At 65.0% G+C, this 18,922-nt stretch carries 15 protein-coding genes and 1 pseudogene; 5 read left to right on the forward strand and 11 right to left on the reverse strand.

The features are described 5' to 3' along the window. Window positions 1-37 precede the first annotated feature (37 nt). Entirely contained in the window at window positions 38-2,155 is a 2,118-nt protein-coding gene (locus ABS769_RS04315; protein ID WP_317061065.1) for a methyl-accepting chemotaxis protein, read from the forward strand. An 870-nt stretch (window positions 2,156-3,025) separates the two neighbouring features. On the opposite strand, the gene ABS769_RS04320 is transcribed toward ABS769_RS04315, so the two are convergent. From ABS769_RS04320 to ABS769_RS04355, 8 genes are all read right to left on the reverse strand, one after another. Next, window positions 3,026-3,499, reverse strand: a complete 474-nt coding sequence (locus ABS769_RS04320) for a DUF1456 family protein (RefSeq protein ID WP_023902212.1) — start codon at window positions 3,497-3,499, stop codon at window positions 3,026-3,028. 103 nt (window positions 3,500-3,602) lie between these two features. Then, window positions 3,603-3,962, reverse strand: coding sequence for a hydroxyisourate hydrolase (gene uraH, locus ABS769_RS04325; protein ID WP_317061066.1), 360 nt, complete (start codon window positions 3,960-3,962; stop codon window positions 3,603-3,605). Continuing rightward, a complete protein-coding gene (hpyO, locus tag ABS769_RS04330) occupies window positions 3,932-5,353 on the reverse strand; it encodes an FAD-dependent urate hydroxylase HpyO (RefSeq protein WP_317061067.1) in 1,422 nt (473 codons plus the stop codon). Before hpyO ends, uraH begins: the two co-directional genes overlap by 31 nt. Next, window positions 5,350-5,841 (reverse strand): 2-oxo-4-hydroxy-4-carboxy-5-ureidoimidazoline decarboxylase, encoded by a 492-nt coding sequence (uraD, locus tag ABS769_RS04335; protein WP_317061068.1) that lies wholly within the window; start codon window positions 5,839-5,841, stop codon window positions 5,350-5,352. Before uraD ends, hpyO begins: the two co-directional genes overlap by 4 nt. Continuing rightward, window positions 5,838-6,233, reverse strand: a complete 396-nt coding sequence (gene hpxZ / locus ABS769_RS04340; RefSeq protein ID WP_317061069.1) for an oxalurate catabolism protein HpxZ — start codon at window positions 6,231-6,233, stop codon at window positions 5,838-5,840. Before hpxZ ends, uraD begins: the two co-directional genes overlap by 4 nt. Next, a complete protein-coding gene (gene puuE / locus ABS769_RS04345; protein ID WP_317061070.1) occupies window positions 6,230-7,120 on the reverse strand; it encodes an allantoinase PuuE in 891 nt (296 codons plus the stop codon). The genes hpxZ and puuE overlap by 4 nt, the downstream gene beginning before the upstream one ends. Next, complete coding sequence (locus tag ABS769_RS04350) at window positions 7,117-8,373, reverse strand: pyridoxal-phosphate-dependent aminotransferase family protein (protein WP_317061071.1); 1,257 nt, start codon at window positions 8,371-8,373, stop codon at window positions 7,117-7,119. The genes puuE and ABS769_RS04350 overlap by 4 nt, the downstream gene beginning before the upstream one ends. After that, window positions 8,363-9,637, reverse strand: coding sequence for an allantoate amidohydrolase (locus tag ABS769_RS04355; RefSeq protein WP_317061072.1), 1,275 nt, complete (start codon window positions 9,635-9,637; stop codon window positions 8,363-8,365). Before ABS769_RS04355 ends, ABS769_RS04350 begins: the two co-directional genes overlap by 11 nt. 726 nt (window positions 9,638-10,363) lie before the next feature. Here ABS769_RS04355 and ABS769_RS04360 point away from each other — a divergent pair. The 4 genes and pseudogenes from ABS769_RS04360 (at window position 10,364) to ABS769_RS04375 (ending at window position 15,840) form a co-directional block, all read left to right on the forward strand. Next, complete coding sequence (locus ABS769_RS04360; protein ID WP_317061073.1) at window positions 10,364-11,257, forward strand: LysR family transcriptional regulator; 894 nt, start codon at window positions 10,364-10,366, stop codon at window positions 11,255-11,257. A 309-nt stretch (window positions 11,258-11,566) separates the two neighbouring features. Next, entirely contained in the window at window positions 11,567-12,766 is a 1,200-nt protein-coding gene (locus ABS769_RS04365) for an MFS transporter (protein ID WP_317061074.1), read from the forward strand. Between the two features lie 2 nt (window positions 12,767-12,768). After that, window positions 12,769-13,200, forward strand: a pseudogene (locus tag ABS769_RS04370) (alpha/beta fold hydrolase); the annotation flags it as partial. A gap of 114 nt (window positions 13,201-13,314) precedes the next feature. Continuing rightward, complete coding sequence (locus tag ABS769_RS04375; protein WP_317061075.1) at window positions 13,315-15,840, forward strand: S9 family peptidase; 2,526 nt, start codon at window positions 13,315-13,317, stop codon at window positions 15,838-15,840. Between the two features lie 150 nt (window positions 15,841-15,990). Here the strand turns inward: ABS769_RS04375 and ABS769_RS04380 are convergent, their stop codons facing one another. The 3 genes from ABS769_RS04380 to ABS769_RS04390 form a co-directional block, all read right to left on the reverse strand. Further along, a complete protein-coding gene (locus ABS769_RS04380) occupies window positions 15,991-17,583 on the reverse strand; it encodes a hypothetical protein (RefSeq protein ID WP_317061076.1) in 1,593 nt (530 codons plus the stop codon). Window positions 17,584-17,766: 183 nt separating this feature from the next. Next, on the reverse strand, window positions 17,767-18,225 hold the full coding sequence (gene gvpU / locus ABS769_RS04385) for a gas vesicle accessory protein GvpU (RefSeq protein WP_317061077.1): 459 nt from the start codon (window positions 18,223-18,225) through the stop codon (window positions 17,767-17,769). 326 nt (window positions 18,226-18,551) lie between these two features. Then, a complete protein-coding gene (locus ABS769_RS04390) occupies window positions 18,552-18,917 on the reverse strand; it encodes a hypothetical protein (protein WP_317061078.1) in 366 nt (121 codons plus the stop codon). Window positions 18,918-18,922: the final 5 nt, after the last annotated feature.

An 18,922-nucleotide genomic window follows, 5' to 3' on the forward strand; every position in this document is an offset into this window, starting at 1 on the left:
TCGATAACTGGTGTAATCCCCGTTATTGGATTCACCCATGTCTGCTGCCACCCCGGCGTTCGTCAGCCTGCAAAGCAAACTGCTCGGCGCGCTCGCGCTGGGTCTGGCGGTCATCTTGCTTTGCGCACTCGGCGGCCTGGGCACGGCATGGTTGAGTCTGTCGGGCAAGGTGCCGCCGGAAGTGGCGCATGCCTCCAGCAGCGAGGAGATCAGCCGCGATTTCCGCCTGCAGGTGCAGGAATGGAAGAACGTGCTGATCCGCGGCCGCGATCCGGCGCAGCTGGACAAGCATCTGAGCGCCTTCCGTCAGGACGGCAAGAAGGTGCAGGCCGGTACCGAGGCGCTGGCCAAGGCAACCCAGGATCCGCAGGCGCGCGCGCTGGCGCAGGAGTTTGCCAAGGCGCATCTGGCCTTGCAGGTCAATTACGAAGCGGCGCTGGGCAAGTTTGCGCAGGCCGGCTACGACACCCAGGTGGGCGACCAGCTGGTCAAGGGCCAGGACCGCGCGCCCAGCCACACGCTCGAAGAACTGGTGACGCGCAGCAAGACCCTGGCCGATGCGGCGGTGCTGGCCAGTTCGCAATCGGCGCAGCACAAGCTGGTGTACTCGGCGGTCGCCACGATCGCTGCGGCGCTGTGCCTGGTCGCGGTGCTGGGCTGGTGGATCCGCCGCTCGATCGTGCGCCCGATCGAAACCGTTGCACGTGCGGCACGCCTGGTGGCAGCCGGCGATCTGTCGGCACGCGCGGCGGTGAGCAATCGCGATGAAATCGGTTTGCTCGGTCAGGCGATGGGCCAGGTGGTCAACACGCTCACCGATGTGTCCACCGCGCAGGCCGACATGGCGCAGCGCCATGAAGCCGGGCAGATGAGTTACCGCATGGACGCGCAGGCCTTCCCGGGCGCGTACGGCCGCATGGTCGACGACACCAACGGGTTGATCGGCGCGCAGGTGGAATTGATCGGCGGCATGCTGCAGGTGATGCAGCGTTACGCGGTGGGCGACATGTCGGTGGACATGCCGCGTTTGCCTGGCGAAAAAGCGCAGATCACCGAAGCGATGGATGCCACCAAGCGCAACCTGGCGGCGATCAATGGCGAAATCCGTGGCCTGGTCGACGCGGCTGCGGCCGGCGACTTCGCCACCCGCGGCAATGCCGAGGCCTACCAGTTCGAATTCCGCGGCATGGTCACCGGCCTCAATGGCTTGATGCAGAACGTGGACCAGAATCTGGCCGAGTTGTCGCAGCTGCTGAAGGCCATTGCCGAGGGCGATCTGACCGCACGCATGCACGGCAATCAGCAAGGCGTGTTCGCGCGCATGCGCGACGATGCCAACGCCACCGTGCAGCGCCTGACCGATATCGTCGGCGACATCACCGTGGCCGCGCAGACCATTCGCACCGCGTCGGCGGAAATCGCCGCCGGCAACAACGATCTTGCCCAGCGCACCGAACAACAGGCCGCCAACCTCGAAGAAACCGCCGCCTCGATGGAAGAACTCACCTCCACTGTGCGGCAGAATTCGGAGACTGCGCAGCAGGCCAGCCGCGGCGCGCAGGCTGCCGCAGAGATCGCCAGCCGTGGTGGCGAGATGGTGGCCAGCGTGGTCGACACCATGGGCGAGATCGAAGGCTCGTCCAGGAAGATTGCCGAGATCATCAGCGTCATCGACGGCATCGCGTTCCAGACCAATATCCTGGCATTGAACGCAGCGGTGGAAGCCGCACGTGCCGGCGAACAGGGCCGTGGTTTTGCAGTGGTGGCCTCGGAAGTGCGCGCGCTGGCCCAGCGTTCGGCCGGCGCGGCCAAGGAGGTCAAGCAGTTGATCGATGCCTCCGTGGCCAGCGTGGAGCGCGGCAGCGCACGCGTGGATCAGGCCGGACAGACCATGCAGCAGATCGTGCAGTCGGTGCAGCAGGTCACGACCTTGATCGCGGAGATTTCGGCGGCATCGCGCGAACAATCGTCCGGCATCGAGCAGGTCGCCCGTACCGTCAACGACATGGACGAAACCACCCAGCGCAATGCCGCACTGGTGGAAGAAGCCTCTGCCGCAGCACGTGCGATGGAAGAGCAGGCCGTGGAACTGAGCGAAGCGGTATCGGTGTTCCGCCTGGATGCACGCCGGCCGCGGTTGGCGGCTGCTGCGTGACACGGGACCACGAGTAGAAATGCCCGGCACCCGCCTGGATGAAGTTAACAGCTAGGTCAACAGCCTAGCTGGTCGAGGGCGCGGTGCCCTCACCGCTCGCGGGACACGCCGTGAACCCATCCCTGCGGGCTCGGTGGCGGCATCCATGCCGCCACACGGTCCCGCAAGCGGTGAGGACACCGCGCCATAAAGTTGGTCGGTGGTTGGATGAAAAGCGAGCCATCTCGTTGCATTGGCTTGCTGTTGCGGGTCGCACCCACATGAGAGCTGGCGAATCAGAAGCGCGTCATGCACTGCTTGCACCCTGCACACCAACCATCTCGATTGGTCCTTGCCCGCCCACCGTCGCGGGACCTTACGCGGCATGGATGCCGCGTAAGAGCCTACAAGGACGTACTTGCGGCGTGTCCTGCGATGGTGGGCGGGCAGGGGCCCTGCAGCAAACCCACAGATCATCCGCTCTGCAACTGATCTACCCGCGCTGAGCAATCACTTCGACACGCTGTGACTTGAGTCGTAGCGCCGTTTAGATGCAATCAGAATCTCAGGTAAAAGCCTTGTCGGTCGAGTGCGCGGTGCCTTCACCCTACCAGAGAAGTAGTCGGTTGCTTTCTTGAAAGCTGCGCAGACCGACCATTTTGACGAGTCCTTGCCCGCCCACCGTCGCGTAAGAGCCTACATGGACGTACTTGCGGCGTGTCCCGCGATGGTGGGCGGGCAAGGGCCCTGCAGCCAAGCCGCAGATCAGCTGCTCTGCTACTGACCTAGCCGCACCGCGTTGAAAAGTCCCAAGCTGCACCGGCAACCGGCAACCCGTTGCTCGTGACACGCGGCAGACGGCCAGGCCAGGCCAATCTCACCACCCAGGCATCAACCCGCTTCGCGCATCCGGGCGGTCAGGCCTTTGAGGAAGGCGCGCAGCAACTGGTCCAGGCAGGGGCGGAAATTCTTGTGGCCGGGCTGGCGGAACAGCGCAGACAGTTCCGGCTTGGACAACGGGAAGCCGGCGCTGGCGAAGATCGCGTGCATGTCCACGTCCTTCAGCTCGAAGGCCACCCGCAGCTTCTTCAGCACCAGGTTGTTGCCGACCTTGGTTTCCAGCGGGCGCACCGGCTGACTCTCGTCGCGGCCGCGGAAGCGCAGCACCAGGCCATCGAGAAAGCGCGCCATCATCGCGTCGGGGCAGGGCTCGAAGCCGGGCTCGTCTTCCTTCTTCAGCCAGGCCTGCAACTGCGCCTTGTCGAGCGCGAACTCCGGGTCGGCCAGGTGGGTGATTTCCACCACCTTGTCGTCGCTGAGGTCGAGCATGTAACGGATGCTGCGCAGTACATCGTTGTGGATCATGACAATTCCGGGGCCCCGGCCTGTCGCCGGAAAGGCGTCATTCTACGGGGCCGATGCGCAACGCGGCATATGCCGACCCTGTCCGTTGCGGACTTGAAGTCGCTCAGCTGCCGCGATAGGTGGAATACCCGTACGGCGAGAGCAGCAACGGCACGTGATAGTGGCCCTCGCCGGCGATGCCGAAGGCGATCGGCACCTGCTCCAGAAACGGCGGGTCGCTCAGCGCAGTGCCGGCCGTGCGCCAGTAGGCGGCCACCTCGAATTCCAGCCGATAACGGCCGGATTGCAGCGTGAGCGCGGCCAGTTCCGGGCAGCGCCCATCGACGTTGGTGACCCCCTCGAAGCACAGCGTCTCGCCGACGAACAGGCGCAATGCGACGCCTGCGGCGGGGCGGCCGCTGGCGGTATCCAGCACATGCGTAGAGAGCGTGCTCATGCTACCGCCTGGGTCGGTTGTGGCCATTGGCCGACGAATTCGGGCTGGTCGTAGGCCAGGTAGCTGTCGACGATGGCCTTGCGGTCGTCCAGAAACAGCTGATCGGCCACCGCGCGGGCCAGCCGTGGCAACGCGACCTTGAGCCCGGACAGTGCCGCCGCCGAGGGGCCGTGGTTGATCAGCGCCGAATAGTTGAAGGCGAACAGCCCATGCAGCAGCGCGGCATCCTCGGGCGTGCGTGGTAGCAATTCGAAGCCCGGCCCCAGATACGGGTGCGCATCCAGCACCGCATTGGCCTGGCCCGGCGGCGGCTGGTAGCGGTCGGCCCAGCAGGCGATGCGGCCGGACAGCGCGGCCAGTTCCGGGCGCAGCTGCGGGTCGGTGACCAGGCCGGTGGCTACCGCCAGAAAATCGAAGCAATGTTCGCCCTGCGGCGTGCGCACCACCACGGCGCCCTCGCGCTCGGCCACCTCCAGCCACGGCGCGCCCAGATGCAGCGCAAAGCCGGCATGCGCGCAGGCGCGTTGAAAGGTGTCGTTGGTGGGCGGCTGGTTGTGTGCGAAGAAGCTGGCCATCATGCGGTACTTGTCCGCATCGGGCAGCGTCAGAAAGCGCGGAATGATGCCGGCCTGCTCCATGTGGCGGAACGGATTGATACGCGGCAATTCGCTGCGGCGCACGAACACTTCGGCACGGGCGATGCCTTGATCCAGCGCGAAACAGGCGTTGTCGAATGCCGAGGCGCCGCCGCCCAGAATGCCCACGCGCTTGCCGGCCAGTGCAGCGAAATCGATATGGCCGGAGGTATGGGCGTAACGCTGCGCGGGCAGCGCGCTGCTGATCCACTCCGGCACCATCCATTGCCCGCCGCCCTGGATGCCGGTGGCCAGGATCAGTTTGCGCGTCAGCAGCGGCGCGCCCATCGCCAGATGCAGGCGGTGGATGCCTGGCGCCACGTCCGGTTCCACTCGTGCCAGTTGCGTGGCATTGCGCACCGGCAGGCGCAGCACGGCGCGGTACCAACGCAGATAGTCCATCCAGCTGCCGCGTGGAATCTTGTCGAGTGCGTCCCAGCCGGCGACGCCGTGTTGCGCCTCCCACCAGGCGCGGAAGGTCAGCGATGGCACGCCCAGGTCGATCGAGGTGATCTGCTTGGGCGTGCGCAAGGTCTGCATGCGCGCGTAGGTCACCCAGGGGCCTTCCTGCCCGACGGGGTTTTCGTCGATGATCAGCACGTTGTGCACGCGCTCGCGTTGCAGCGCGAACGCCGCGCCCAAGCCGCTCTGGCCCGCGCCGACAATCACCACGTCATAGACATGCCCGGCCGGATGAACGCGCGGCTGCGTCCATGCGTCGCCGCCGTGGGCCAGGCGTTGCAGATCGTGGTGGAGCTCGCGTTCGAGTTGGGCCAGGCTCATGGCAGTGCCTCCAGGCGCAGGTGAACGATCTTGCCGATCTCGGCGAGGGCAGTGGAAATTTCTTCGTTGCGCGATGCGTCCAGCCGCCGTTCCAGCGCGGCCAGAATGCCGGCCTTGTCGTGCAGCCGCACGCAGATCACGAATGGAAATCCGAAACGATGGCGATACGCCTGATTGAGCGCATGGAAGCGCTTGAACTCGGCTTCGCTGAGCCGGTCCAGCCCGGCCGAGGCCTGTTCGGCGGCCGAGGCGGCGGTGAGTGTGCGGTCAATGGCCGCCTTGCCGGCCAGCTCGGGGTGCGCGCGGATTAGGGCGATCTGATCCACCTGCGATGCCTCCAGCACCACCTGCATCAGTCCGCGATGTACATCGTCGAACGGGCGCCGTTGTGCGGCGCGTTCCACCACCCACGGCGAGTGCTCGAACAACTCGCGGTAGCGTGCCACGAAGGCGGCATTGTCCAGCGCGTTGGCATCGACCACGCTCATGCGTGCGTGCCTTGCAGGGAGACATGCGCGGCCACCACTTTCCAGCCATCGGCAAAGCGCACCCAGCTCTGGCTCTGGCGGCCGCGCGCGCTGCTGCCGTCGCGAACGAATTCCGCATGCGTGGTAGCGAAATCGTGGCCAAAGCCGTGCACTTGCACATGCGCGAGCTGGCGCTGCGGCGAGCCACCGCGGCCGATGCGGAACGCGCGGATCGCCTCGATGCCGTACAGCACTTCGCCCACGCCATAGCGCACCGTGCTTGGCGCGGCGTGAAACAGCGCGTCCATTGCGGCGATGTCGTCACCCATCAAGGCATCCTCGTAGGCATGGAAGGCGGCAGTCACTTGCGCGATCACCTCGGGCAGATCGATGTCGGAGGCGTGGATGCTCATGCCGGGTTTACCTGCAGCCAGTGGCGCGCGATGTCGATGCGGCGCGTGATCCAGGCATCGCCGCTGTCCAGCACGTGATCGACAAACCGTGCCAACGCCGCCGCGCGTGCGGGCTTGCCGACGATGCGCCCGTGCAGGCCGATCGACAGCATGCGCCCGCCTTCGCTGCGCAGTTGCTCGAAGCTGTCGCGCAGATAGCGGAAGAACGGCTCGCCATCGGCAAAGCCGTTGTAGGCGACGAACTTCATGTCGTTGGCATCCAGCGTGTACGGCACGATCAACTGCGCACGGCCATGGCGATTATCGTAATACGGCACATCGTCGGCGTAGCTATCGGCGTCGTAGACAAAGCCGCCTTCCTCGGCGACCAGCCGCGCGGTGTTGGGGCTGGTGCGGCCCTGGTACCAGCCCAGCGGGCGGCTGCCGGTGGCGCGGGTGTGCACGGCGATGGCTTCGGCGATATGCGCACGCTCGGTGGCCGCATCCACATGCTGGTAATCGATCCAGCGCAGGCCGTGGCTGGCGATCTCCCAGTCGGCGGCCTGCATCGCGGCGACTGCGTCGGGATTGGAGGCCAATGCCTGCGCAACGCCGAACACGGTCACTGGCACGTTGCGCGCAGTGAACAGCCGATGCAGCCGCCAGAAGCCGGCGCGGCTGCCGTATTCGTACAGGCTTTCCATCGCCATGGCGCGTGCGCCGGGTTGCGATTGCGTGCCGACCATTTCCGATAGAAACGCCTCCGAGCCGGCATCGCCGTTGAGCACGCAGTTCTCCGCGCCCTCTTCGTAGTTGATGACGAACTGCACCGCGATGCGCGCGCCACCGGGCCACTGCGCCGCAGGCGGGGTGGTGCCATAGCCGACCAGGTCGCGCGTTGTGCTCATGCATGCGGCTCCGCATGCCAGGCCGCCAGTGCGGCTTCCACCGCCAGCCCTGGTGTGCAGGCGTAACCTTCGGCGCGCAACACCGCTTCCAGCGCGGCCAAGGTAATCAACACCTTGTGCTTCATCGCGTTGTAGCCCATCGCGCCGATGCGCCAGATCTTGCCTTGCAACGGCCCAAACGCGGTGCCGATTTCGATCTCGAAATCCTCGCGCATGCGCCGGCGCACCGCATCGCTGTCGATGCCTGGCGGAATCACCACGCCGGTGACATTGGTCATGCGGTGCGCATCGTCACCGAACACCTCCAGCCCCAATGCGCGGATGCCGGCGCTCACCGCACGCCCGGCCGCAGCATGGCGGGCGAAGCGTGCGTCCAATCCTTCCTGCAGGGCCACGCGCGCGCATTCGCGGGCGCCGTAGAGCATGGTGGTGGCTTCGGTGTGGTGGTTGAGGCGTTTGTCGGACCAGTAATCCATGATCATCGCCAGATCGAAATAATTCGAAGCGATGCGCGGCCCGCTGCCGTTGACGATGTCGTCGCGCACGATGCCGCGTTCGACATGGCGGCGCGCGAAGATCGCTTCGGCCGCCGCGTTGGACACGGTGATCGGTGCCGAGCCGGATGGCCCGCCCAGGCATTTCTGCAGGCCGCCGGTGACCACGTCCACGTCCCAGCGATCGCTGGCGATGGGCATGCCGCCGATGGTGGCGGTGGCATCCACGTAACTCAGCGCGCCGGCCGCGCGGCATAGCGCGCCGAGGCCATCCAGCGGCTGCGCCATCGTGGTGGAGGTGTCGCCGTGCACGGTGGCCACCAGCTTGGGTGCCACGCGCTCGATCGCTTCGGCAATCGCGCTGAGCGGCACCACCTCGCCCCAGGGCGCATCCACCGTATGCACCTCGGCACCTAGGCGGCCCAGGATTTCGGTGAGCAACAAACCGAAGCGCCCGAAGTTGATGACCAGCACGCGGTCGCCCGGGGTGACCAGCGAGACCAAGGCAGCTTCGATGCCGGCGCGCGCAGTGCCATCGACCAGAAACGTCCAGCGATTCTCGGTGCCGAACAGCGGCCGGTACAGCGCCATCACCTCGTTCATGTAGGTGGTCATTTCCGGGTCGAACTGGCCGAGCAGATCGGCCGCCATCGCGCGCAGCACGCGCGGATGTGCGTTGACCGGGCCCGGGCCCATCAACAGCCGCTGCGGGGGATCGAGTTCGCCGAAGGTGTGCAGGTGACGCAGATCAGGTGACAAGGGGATCTCCCAGGTGTTCGATGAAGTGGCGCATGACCGCCAAGGCAACCTCGGCATCGGCCGGGGCGACGTGTTCGTCCGGATGATGGCTGATGCCGCCGGCGCAGCGCACGAACAGCATTGCGGTAGGGCACAGCGCTGCCATCACCATCGCATCGTGGCCGGCACCGGAGACCAGTTGGCGCGGCGCGATGCCTTGCGCGGCGACTGCGTGTTGCAGGCGCGCGATCAACGCCGGTGCGCAGGGGCTGGCGGCGAGTGTCTGCAACGGGTCGATGGCGATGGCGATGCCGCGTTCCTTGCTGATCTGTGCGAGTGCGTGTTCGATCTGTAGCACGGCCGCATCGCGGCTGACATCGTCGCCTGCGCGCACGTCCAGCGTGCAGTCCACCCGGCCCGGCACCACGTTGGTGGCGCCGGGCGCGACCTGCAGTTTGCCGACGGTGGCGACCAGATCGTCGCTGCCGGCGCGGGCGATGCGCTCGATCGCCAGGAGTGCGTCGGCCGCTGCGCTCAACGCGTCGCGGCGCAAGCCCATCGTGGTGGTGCCGGCATGGCCGGCGCGGCCGTCGAAGCGCAGCGCGAAGCGCCGTTGCGCGGCAATGGCGGTGACGATGCCGACCGGCAGGCCTTCGGCTTCCAGCACCGGGCCTTGTTCGATATGGGTTTCCAGATAGGCCAGCACGCTGCCCGGTGCGCGTGCGGCGTGGCCGATCGCTGCGATATCCAGGCCCCAGTTGGTCAGTGCGGCCGCCACCTCGACGCCGTCGGCATCGACCACGGCGAGTGTGGCCGGATCCAGTGTGCCGGCTACGGCGCGGCTGCAGAACATCGATGCCGGGAAACGCGAACCTTCTTCGTCGCCGAAGGCGATGACTTCGATCGCATACGGTAGGCGCCGACCCTGTGCATGCAGCGCGGCCACGCATTCGATGCCGAGCAGGATGCCGAGCGGGCCGTCGTAGCGGCCGGCATCGCGCACGCTGTCCAGATGGCTGCCGATCAGCAGTGCCGGCGCATCTGCATGTGCGCCGTCGTAGCGGCCGATCAGATTGGCCGCTGCGTCCAGTCGCACCTGCATGCCGGCCTGGCGCATCCACTCGCTCACCTGCGCGGTGGCCGCGCGATGCGCCGGGCTGAGCCAGGCGCGGAACAGGCCGCCGGGTGTGTCGCTGTACGGTGCGACGCCCAGTGCATCGCAGCGCGCCACCGCGCGTGCGCCGGAGCAATGGTCGGTTGCTGCGGTGATTGGAGCGCTCAGCATGTTGCGCCGTGCAGGTACTTTGTTTCACAGGCGCTGCGCGGACCGCAAGGCGAAAGATGCTGACGCATGGAACCTCCGCAGGCGGGGTGGAAAGGGGGGCGCGCCGACAGTTGGTCGCCCTTGCAGCGATGGCGACAGGAGCGTGCACGGCAGTCGGCAGCCGTCCAATCGACTATACGAACCCTCCCCCGTCACCCCAAAGCGGTTTTTTTAGGGTCAGGCGTTGCAAAAAATGCGACGGGCGGTGGCGGCTGCGGTTTTTCCTTCTCTCATCGGGAGAAGGTGCCCCGAAGGGGCGGATGAGGGTACGGCAGCGTCGAGAATGCTGGGCGGCCATACCCTCACCCCAACCCCTCTCCCGCAGGAGAGGGGCTTTGGTATCACCTCTCCTGAAGGAAAAAGGTGCCCATAGGGGCGGATAAGGGTGCGCCGCAGAGAGCTGTCAGTCTCTCAATGACAAACGCGTCGCCACGCGCCTTCAGACGTAACGCATCGCTTGCTTCGCCACGTACCGTCACCCCAATCCCCAATCCCCAATCCCCAATCCCCAATCCGCGCCCCGGCCCGGCCCGGCCCTCGCTTGCGGCGCGGGCGCACCAACGCACGCGCGCCATTGCTGCGCAAGCCGCGTGCATTGGTGCCCCGTAGGAAAAGCGGCAGAAGCGCCGCCGCCTCGCAGCCGAACGGCTGCTACAGTCGCCTACATTCCATGAATCGGATTCACCAATGGCCCGCGACAGTTTCAAGGACCTGCTGGCGCTGATCGCCATCGTTCGCGAGGGCAGCTTCACGCGTGCTGCAGCCAAGTTGGGTGTCTCGCAATCGGCGCTGAGCCACACCATTCGTGGGTTGGAAGCCAGCCTCGGGCTGCGGTTACTGACCCGCACCACGCGCAGCGTGGCGCCGACCGAAGCCGGCGAGCGCCTGATCCAGACGGTGGCGCCGCGCTTTGCAGAAATCGAAGAGGCGTTGTCCGCGCTCAGCGAGATGCGCGACACGCCTGCAGGCACGGTGCGCATCACCGCGACCGACTACGCCGCGCGCGCGATCCTGTGGCCCAAGTTGTCCAGGCTGCTGCGTCAGTACCCGGACATCAAGGTCGAGATCGTGGTCGACAACGGTCTGACCGACATCGTGGCCGACCGCTACGACCTGGGCGTGCGCCTGGGCGACCAAGTCGAAAAAGACATGATCGCCGCGCGCATCGCGCCGGACATGCGTATGGCGATCGTCGCGGCACCGTCCTATCTCGCGCGCCGGCCCATCCCCAAGACGCCACAGGATCTCACCGCGCACAGCTGCATCAACCTGCGCATGAAAACCGCCGGCGGCATCTACGCCTGGGAACTGGAAAAAGACGGCCGCGAGGTCATTGTGCGCGTGGATGGCCAGCTGACCTTCAACGGCACCTACGAAGCATTGGACGCGGCGGTGGATGGCTTCGGCATTGCGTTCGTGCAGGAAGATCTGGCGCGCCCGCATCTCAAGGCCGGGCGCCTGCGCTGGGTGATGAAGGATTGGTCGCCGACCTGGCCGGGCTTGCACGCGTTCTATCCCAGTCGCCGGCATTCCTCGCCGGCGTTCAACCTGGTGGTCGATGCGTTGCGCTACAAAGGCTGATAGATGCGCGGCTTGGATAGGCGTTCGATGCAAGCACGCCGTTGATGAGCGGGCTTCATAAGCCCGTGCGGATCAGCCATCTTTATCGCCGCCCGCTGCCTGCGTAAGCTGCAGCACCTCCAGATACGCGCACGCCCGAGCCGCAGCATCCTGCGCCCGTCGTGCGTCGCTGCAGTGGCATGTCGATGCGTCGCATCGCTGCTTGCAGCGCATCCCTCTCGAACGCCAGGTTCGCTCTCGAGCGGCGCTACATCGCGCGCTTGCGGCGTGGCGTTCTTGCCGCATCCACTCTTCGCGCAAGGCCCCCACATGCCAGCCAGTTCGCTCGCCACAGACACACCATCCCGTGCCGCACCCGCAGCAACACGCCAGACCTGGAGCGCGGTCGGCTCGATGTCGCTGTGCGTTGCGTTGTTGATCGCCTCCGAATTCATGCCGGTGAGCCTGCTCACGCCGATCGCTGCGGATCTGCACGCAAGCGCTGGCATGGCCGGGCAGGCGATTTCGATCTCCGGCCTGTTCGCCGTGGTCGCCAGCTTGCTGATCGCACCGCTGTCGTCGCGCTTCAACCGGCGCCATGTGCTGCTCACGCTGACCACGGTGATGTTGGTGTCGCTGTTGTTGATCGCCAACGCGCACAGCTTCGGCATGTTGATGGTTGCGCGTGCGCTGCTCGGCATCACCATCGGGGGTTTCTGGGCGCTGTCCACCGCCACGGTGATGCGCATTATGCCCGAGCATGCGGTGCCCAAGGCCTTGGGCATTGTATTTATCGGTAACGCGGTGGCTGCCGCATTCGCCGCGCCGTTGGGCAGCTATCTGGGCGCGACCATCGGCTGGCGTGGGGTGTTCTGGGGCATGTTGCCGTTGGTTGCGCTCACCATCGTCTGGCAATGGCGCAGCCTGCCATCGATGCCCGCGCAAGGCGCCACCTCGCTGAGCGGTATCGTCACCTTGTTGAAGCGTCGCTATGTTGCGCGCGCCATGCTGGCGGTGATGCTCGGGTTTGCCGGCGCGTTCTCCGCATTCACTTACTTTCGCCCGTTTCTGGAAACCATTGCGCAGGTCGACGTATCGCAACTGTCGTTGTTGCTGCTTGGCCTGGGTTTGGCCGGGTTCGTCGGGACCTATGCGGCCACCGCGCTGGTGCCCAAGCGCTTGTTCACCCTGCTCACGGTGCTGCCGGTCGCGCTGGGTGTGGCGACCATGTGCATGCTGCTCGCCGGCCACGTGGTGTGGGCTGTGGCAATTGCGATGATCGCCTGGGGCACGCTCAATGCGGCGATGCCGGTGGCGTGGTCCACCTGGCTGAGCCGCTGCATCAAGGATGCGCCGGAAAGTGGTGGCGGCTTGATGGTTGCCGCGATCCAGCTCTCCATCATGCTGGGTGGCGCCGCAGGCGGTGTCCTGCTGGATCATGTCTCCATTGGTGCCACCTTCGTGGGTGCAAGCGTGTTGCTGCTGGCATCGTCCTTGGTGGCAGGGCGGGGCGATCGTTTGCAGCCCTGAGTGAGCCAACCGCAGCCAATCGCGAGGCATGTCGCGCCTCCTTGTCGCCGCAAACCATCCGCGACTGGCAGTACGGCACCGGTGCCGACCCGAGCAAGCTGTCGCCCGATGGCTACACGCTGGACATCGCCTACATGGCGCGCCCGGGTGCTGAAGAGATCCAGCTCGATCTGATCCTGGACTACCGCAGCAATGTGGCCGCCTATCCGGGATTCCACGCGTATTTCCGCAACCATCAGCCACCGTTGCTGGCGGTGTGGGGCAAGCACGATCCAGCCTTCATTCCGCCGGGCGCGCAGGCGTATCGCAAGGATCTGCCGAAGGCCGAAGTGCATCTGCTGGATGCGGGCCACTTCGCGCTGGAAACGCATGCGCCGGAGATTGCGCAGTACATCGGCGAGTTCCTGTCGCGCACGTTCAAGGCATCGGCGTAACTGCGTCGTTTGCACGCGTCCTGCGGACGCAGCGACAGGGCTGCGTTCGCGCGCATATGAGCCGTTGTGTCGGCGTGCTAGGTTGCTGTGATCATTCCCCGGAGAACTACCGAGATGCTCACCGCGTACCGATGGAGCGGGTTACTGGTGCTTGCCAGCCTTTTGCCGGTGTCTGCGGTTGCCGGCACGCCCGATGGCGGTTACCGGCAGCCACCGGAGCCATTGTTGAGCGTGTTGCGCGCGCCGCTCAATCCGTCGCCGCGGTTGGACCCAACCGGCAAGACCTTGTTGCTGGTGCAGCGCACCCAGTACCCGCCGATCGCGCGCGTGGCCGAGCCGTATCTGAAGCTGGCCGGCGTGCGTGTGGAGCCGCGCACGCATAGCCGCCACGATATGTCCAACGGTTACGGCATTCGTTCCTGCCTGCAGGGCTTCAGCCTGGTGGATGTTGCAAGCGGCAGGCAGACCGCCGTGAACCTGCCGGCCGGTGCCTGTCCGGCAGCGCCGGTATGGTCGCCGGACGGGCGCCGCTTCGCCTTCAACAACACTGCGGCCGATCGCGTCGAGCTGTGGGTGGGCGAGGTGGCCACCGGCAACGTGCGCAGGATCGACGGTGTGCAACTCAACCCGGTGCTGGGCGGCGAGATCCAGTGGCTGGGCGGCAGCGACACCCTGCTGCTGAAGACGGTACCGCAAGACCTGGGCGCCGCCCCGCGCAAGGCCGCGGTGCCGCCAGGCCCGGAGGTCAAGGAAACCATCCAGGGCAAGGGCGAAAGCAGCACCTATGAAGCACGCGATACGCTCGCCAGCCCCGAAGACGAGGCCTTGTTTACCTACTACGCCACCTCCCAGCTGCTCACGGTGGATGTGGCCAACGGCAGCCAGCGCAAGCTCGGTACGCCTGCGGTCTACAGCAACGTGGATGGCGCGCCCGACGGCCGCCACGTGCTGGTGGAACGGTTGAAGCAGCCGTACTCCTACGTCACCACCTATGCGCGGTTTGCCCATGATGTGGCGGTGCTGGATCTGGCCAATGGCAGCGAGCGCGTGCTGGCCGATCTGCCGGTTGCCGACCGGGTGCCGGTGCAAGGCGTGTCGATTGGCCCGCGTGCGTATTCCTGGCGCGCCAACCAGCCGGCCACGCTGGTCTGGGCCGAGGCGCTGGATGGCGGCGACTGGAAAACCAGCGTGCCGGCGCGCGACAAGTTGATGACGCTGGCTGCACCGTTCACCGCCAAACCGCGTGAAGTCACCCGTGTACAGCAGCGTTATTCCGGCTTGTCGTGGTTTGCCGAAGGCGGGCAAGCGCTGCTGGACGAATACGACGAAAACCGTCATTGGCGGCGTACCACCTTGCTGGATGCCGACCGCCCCGGCACTGCCGGACGGGTGTTGTTCGACCTGTCCACCGACGACCTGTACGCCGATCCCGGCCTGACGGAGATGCGCGTTCTGGCCAACGGCCAGGCCGTGCTGCGCGAAGAGCGGGGTGCGTTGTTCCTGAGCGGGCAGGGCGCCTCGCCGGCGGGCGACCGGCCGTTTCTGGATCGCTATGAGCTGGCCAGTGGCAAGACCCAGCGGCTGTTCCGCAGCGATGCGAGTGTGGACGAGCTGTTCTTCGGTTTTGCCGGCGACGATGTGTCGCGCCTGTTGACCTGGCACCAGTCGCTGACCGACCCGCCCAATGTGTATCTGCGCACGCTGGGCCAGCCGCTGCCGACGGCGGCCACGGGCGAGGCGGTCCTTGCCTCGACCGCCACGCCGGTCACCCACTTTCTGGATCCGACCCCGTTGGTGCGGCAGATCAAGAAGCGGCTGGTGACCTACAAGCGCAAGGACGGCGTGGAGCTGTCGTTCACCCTGTACACGCCGCCCGGCTATAAGGAAGGCACGCGCGTGCCGGCGATCCTGTACGCCTACCCGCTCGATTATGCCGACCCCTCCAAGGCAGGCCAGGTCAGCGGCGCCAGCGAACGCGACTTCACCCGGCTGAGCTACTACCAGGTGCTGCTGCTGGCCGGTTACGCGATCATCGACGATGCCGCGTTCCCCATCGTCGGCGACCCCAAGACCGCGTACGACACCTACCTGCAGCAACTGGTGGACGACGCCACCGCAGCGGTGGACAAGGCGGTGGAACTGGGCGTGGTCGATCGCCAGCGGATCGGCGTCACCGGGCACAGCCACGGCGCGCTGATGACGGCCAATCTGTTGGCACAGACCGACCTGTTCCGCGCCGGCGCGGCTACCAGCGGCAGCTACAACAAGACGCTGACGCCATTCGGTTTTCAGAACGAGCGCCGTTCGTTCTGGGCCGCGCCGGAGGTCTACGCGCAGGCGTCTGCGTTCTTCCACGCCGACAAGATCAACGAACCGTTGTTGATCGTGCACGGCATGGACGACGCCAACCCCGGGACCGAAACCACCCAGGCACCGCGGTTGTTCCAGGCGATCCGCGGCAACGGCGGCACCGCGCGGCTGGTGCTGCTGCCGTTCGAACCGCATTGGTACACCGCACGCGAATCCACCGAAGACGTGGTCGCCGAGATGCTGGACTGGTTCGACCGCTACGTGAAAAACGCGCCGCCGCGCGATGCGGCTAGCAAGCCAAAGCAGGCGGCTGGCAAGCCAAAGCAGTAAGTGGCGTGCCAATGCAGCGTGTTATTCAAAGCTGGCATTGGCATCAGCGCGGGGTTGGAGCGTTCTTTGCAGGCAGATGCTGTCTGGTAAAGGGCGCTCCGGCCCCGTTTGGTGAGTGGCTGCATTGCCGGCCACAGCGCTGTGCACGTATCACGCAAACATGCCACGCACCACATCGGCATTGCTTTGCCCGTTGGGGTTGCCTACCGTGCTGTCGGAAGCAAGGTTCCAGCAACTCAGATGCGCCAGCGCGTTGACCAACGGATAGGAAAGATGCAGCTGGGTGACCGTGCCATAGAGCGGAAAATCGTCCACGCTTTGCAGATCCAGCTCAATCTGCGTTTCATCCGGCAATTGCTTCCACCATGCACGCACCAGATCGTTGTACACCCACAGCACTTCGACCGACTGCTGCGCCGGCACGTTGAACCAGCTGTTTGCCAGCACGCGCAAGGTCTGCCGTACCAGCAGCGCGCCACCGGATTTTTTGGCCGCCAGCAGCCCCTGTTTCAAGGCATCGAATGCGGCGGTGTCGAATACCTGGTTGTGCCGGAACATGCCGTTGGCGTCCTCGCACAATTGCTCGTTGGCGTATGCCGGATAGCTGCGCGTTTTCTCGCAGAACGGCTGCAGCCCGAACAGCGGCGGCAGGTCGTCGGCAACCACGGTTTCGCCCGATTCCGGGTCGATGTTCACCCCTTGATCGGAATTGACGAACACCAGCAGACGCGTAATGCCGCGTGCCAGCAGCGGCATGATGCCCAGGTTCTCCAGGTTGCCGCCGTCGGCGAAGCGGTAACTTAGCGTGGGTTGGCTCTCACGACCATCGACCGGCCAGTACGGATAACGCGGCACCAGGCCATTGATCTCGGGAAACTTCTCTTCGAAATCCTGCGCCGGCGCCATGCTGCTGCAACCGGCGATGTCATTGAGGCTGAAGACGCGCGGCGGCACGCTGGTAGTGACTCCGTCGGCACCAGCGTCGGCGATGTAATCGCTGCCCATCGCGAACGACTCGATCAGGCCTCCACCCATGACACCGAGTTGCTCAGGCTGGTTGAAAACGCCACGCACGCCAAGCAACCAGTTGGCTTCGAACGGCACCAGATCCGAGGTCACGCTGTCGTTGATGAAGACAGACGTATTGAAGATCGGTAACGGCCGCCCGTCGCGGATGGTGTAGAAGTTGTCGCTGCTCAACTGCGGATTGCGCAGCAGCGGGCCTTCCGCCAGATACTGCGTCGTGCCAGTGAAATAACGTGGATCCACGCCTGTGGCATCCGGATTCCACAAGCCGAAATCCTTCAGTACCAGCTTGCCGATCACCGCCTGCCACATATCCGCCGGCGCGTAGCGTTTGCTCAGCCGGTACTCGGCCAGTTCAGCGACGATCGGCAACGTGCCGAGCCGGTACGGCACCTGGCCGAGATTGTTGTCCCCCATTTGCCCCAGCACTTCCAGGGTGAGCTGCGATGGATCCAGCACCACCGGCCCGAGGAAGTCGTCATCGCTGATCGACGTCGGCAGATAGGTGAACAACACATTGGCCCATGTCCCGCCGGACACCGAAGAGATTGCGGCCACCTTGTCCAGAAGCCCCAGGGAGCGCAGCCCGCGCAGTTGACCCAGCGCACACGACAGCGCACGACTGCCGCCGCCGGAGAGACAGATGCCGACCGCATCCGACGAGGTCTCGCTTTGGGCTGCGCCCAGTGGATCGATTGCCACGCTGAATGTCGCCATGGTGTTCTCCCTGTGTGGCGCTTGGCCCTTTCAAAGCGCCGTTAAGCCTAGCGTCTGCGGATCCAATCGCCACGTGGCGTTGCGCACAGATCGCGTCGCGCAGCCGTCGGCGCTCGTGCCGATCTTTCAGATAGTCCTGTGTGAGATGACGGGCATCTCACACGAAGACCGAGCCTGCCAGCCCTAATCTGCCGAGAGCGACCCCAGGGTGAAACCGGAGACGGCATTCACTTTGCCGCGCCAAAGCACACCACGGTTGCTGGGCAATGGCTGGCCGCCGGGCGAGAAGCAACGCGACTCGATCAGGTGAAGGAACTGCGGCGGCGTGCTGCTTTGCTGAGCGTCCTCTTCCGTGTCGTAGATGCTGGCATGGCTGGCAAACGCGCGACGGATATCTTCTTTTTCTTCGACGCTGCCGGGATAGGCCGCAGAAAATTCCTGCGCGAACGCCTCGAAGTACTGCTTGCCGCTGACCAGCTGGCCAGAAACGATGATGCCTTCGACAAACAGCGTAATGCCGAACTGCACGTTCGAACTATTGACGGTCGCAACCAGCTTCTGCAGATACCAATCCAGGCTCTGGCCGTCGAACGCCAGCTTGACGTCTTCCAGGTTCGGTTGATTGTCGTCTTGATCTGTCATGTGGCTCTCCTTGGTGAAAGGTCTAACGCGTATGTTGCAATAAGCGCAGCGACGTGCCTACGCATCGCCCCGCATGCCCAAGAAAGCAAATGCGTCCTGTCCAGTGATCGGTGCGGTTGGGTCCGCTATCGTCGCCTAGGAGAGCATGCCCCAGAGTCTATGACATGTTTGCCTTGTCGGTCTGCCCTGGCTGGGGCTAGTGATCCGATGCGCCAGCCTGTGCTGCTGGGCAAGTTTTCTCTCTCTTGCGCGTGTGCCTGAGCGATATGCTTATGGCGGTTGCAGCAACGATAGACCGTCTTTTGATTCTTTCGACGCACTAGTGATCAGTGGTCGCACTTGAATTCCCCGGCAATCGTCTTGCCTGCGATCCTCATGAGAGTATTTTTTCCCACTCCCTTGAGAGTAAACGATGGCAACAGCTGCGGATTGCCAGGGTTGCGATACGTCAGGCTGATTTTCCTGGTCATTTCTTCGAATTCAATGACCTGGTAGGAGCCACTCGGTAGGCTTTTCGGCCCGTCTGATCGAGGCAGGTGAAAAAGAATTTGCTGAATTTCGCCGTAGCCAAGAAACTCAAGGTCATTAGCTGGACTACCGCTAGGGGCAGTGAAAGTACACATTGTGCTACTGGCGGTGGCTGGTGCCGCGACAAGAAAGAGTGCAGCTGAAATTGCCCAGGTAGTTTTCATGCTTG

The organism is Xanthomonas hortorum (assembly GCF_040279205.1).
Lineage (GTDB): Bacteria > Pseudomonadota > Gammaproteobacteria > Xanthomonadales > Xanthomonadaceae > Xanthomonas > Xanthomonas hortorum_F.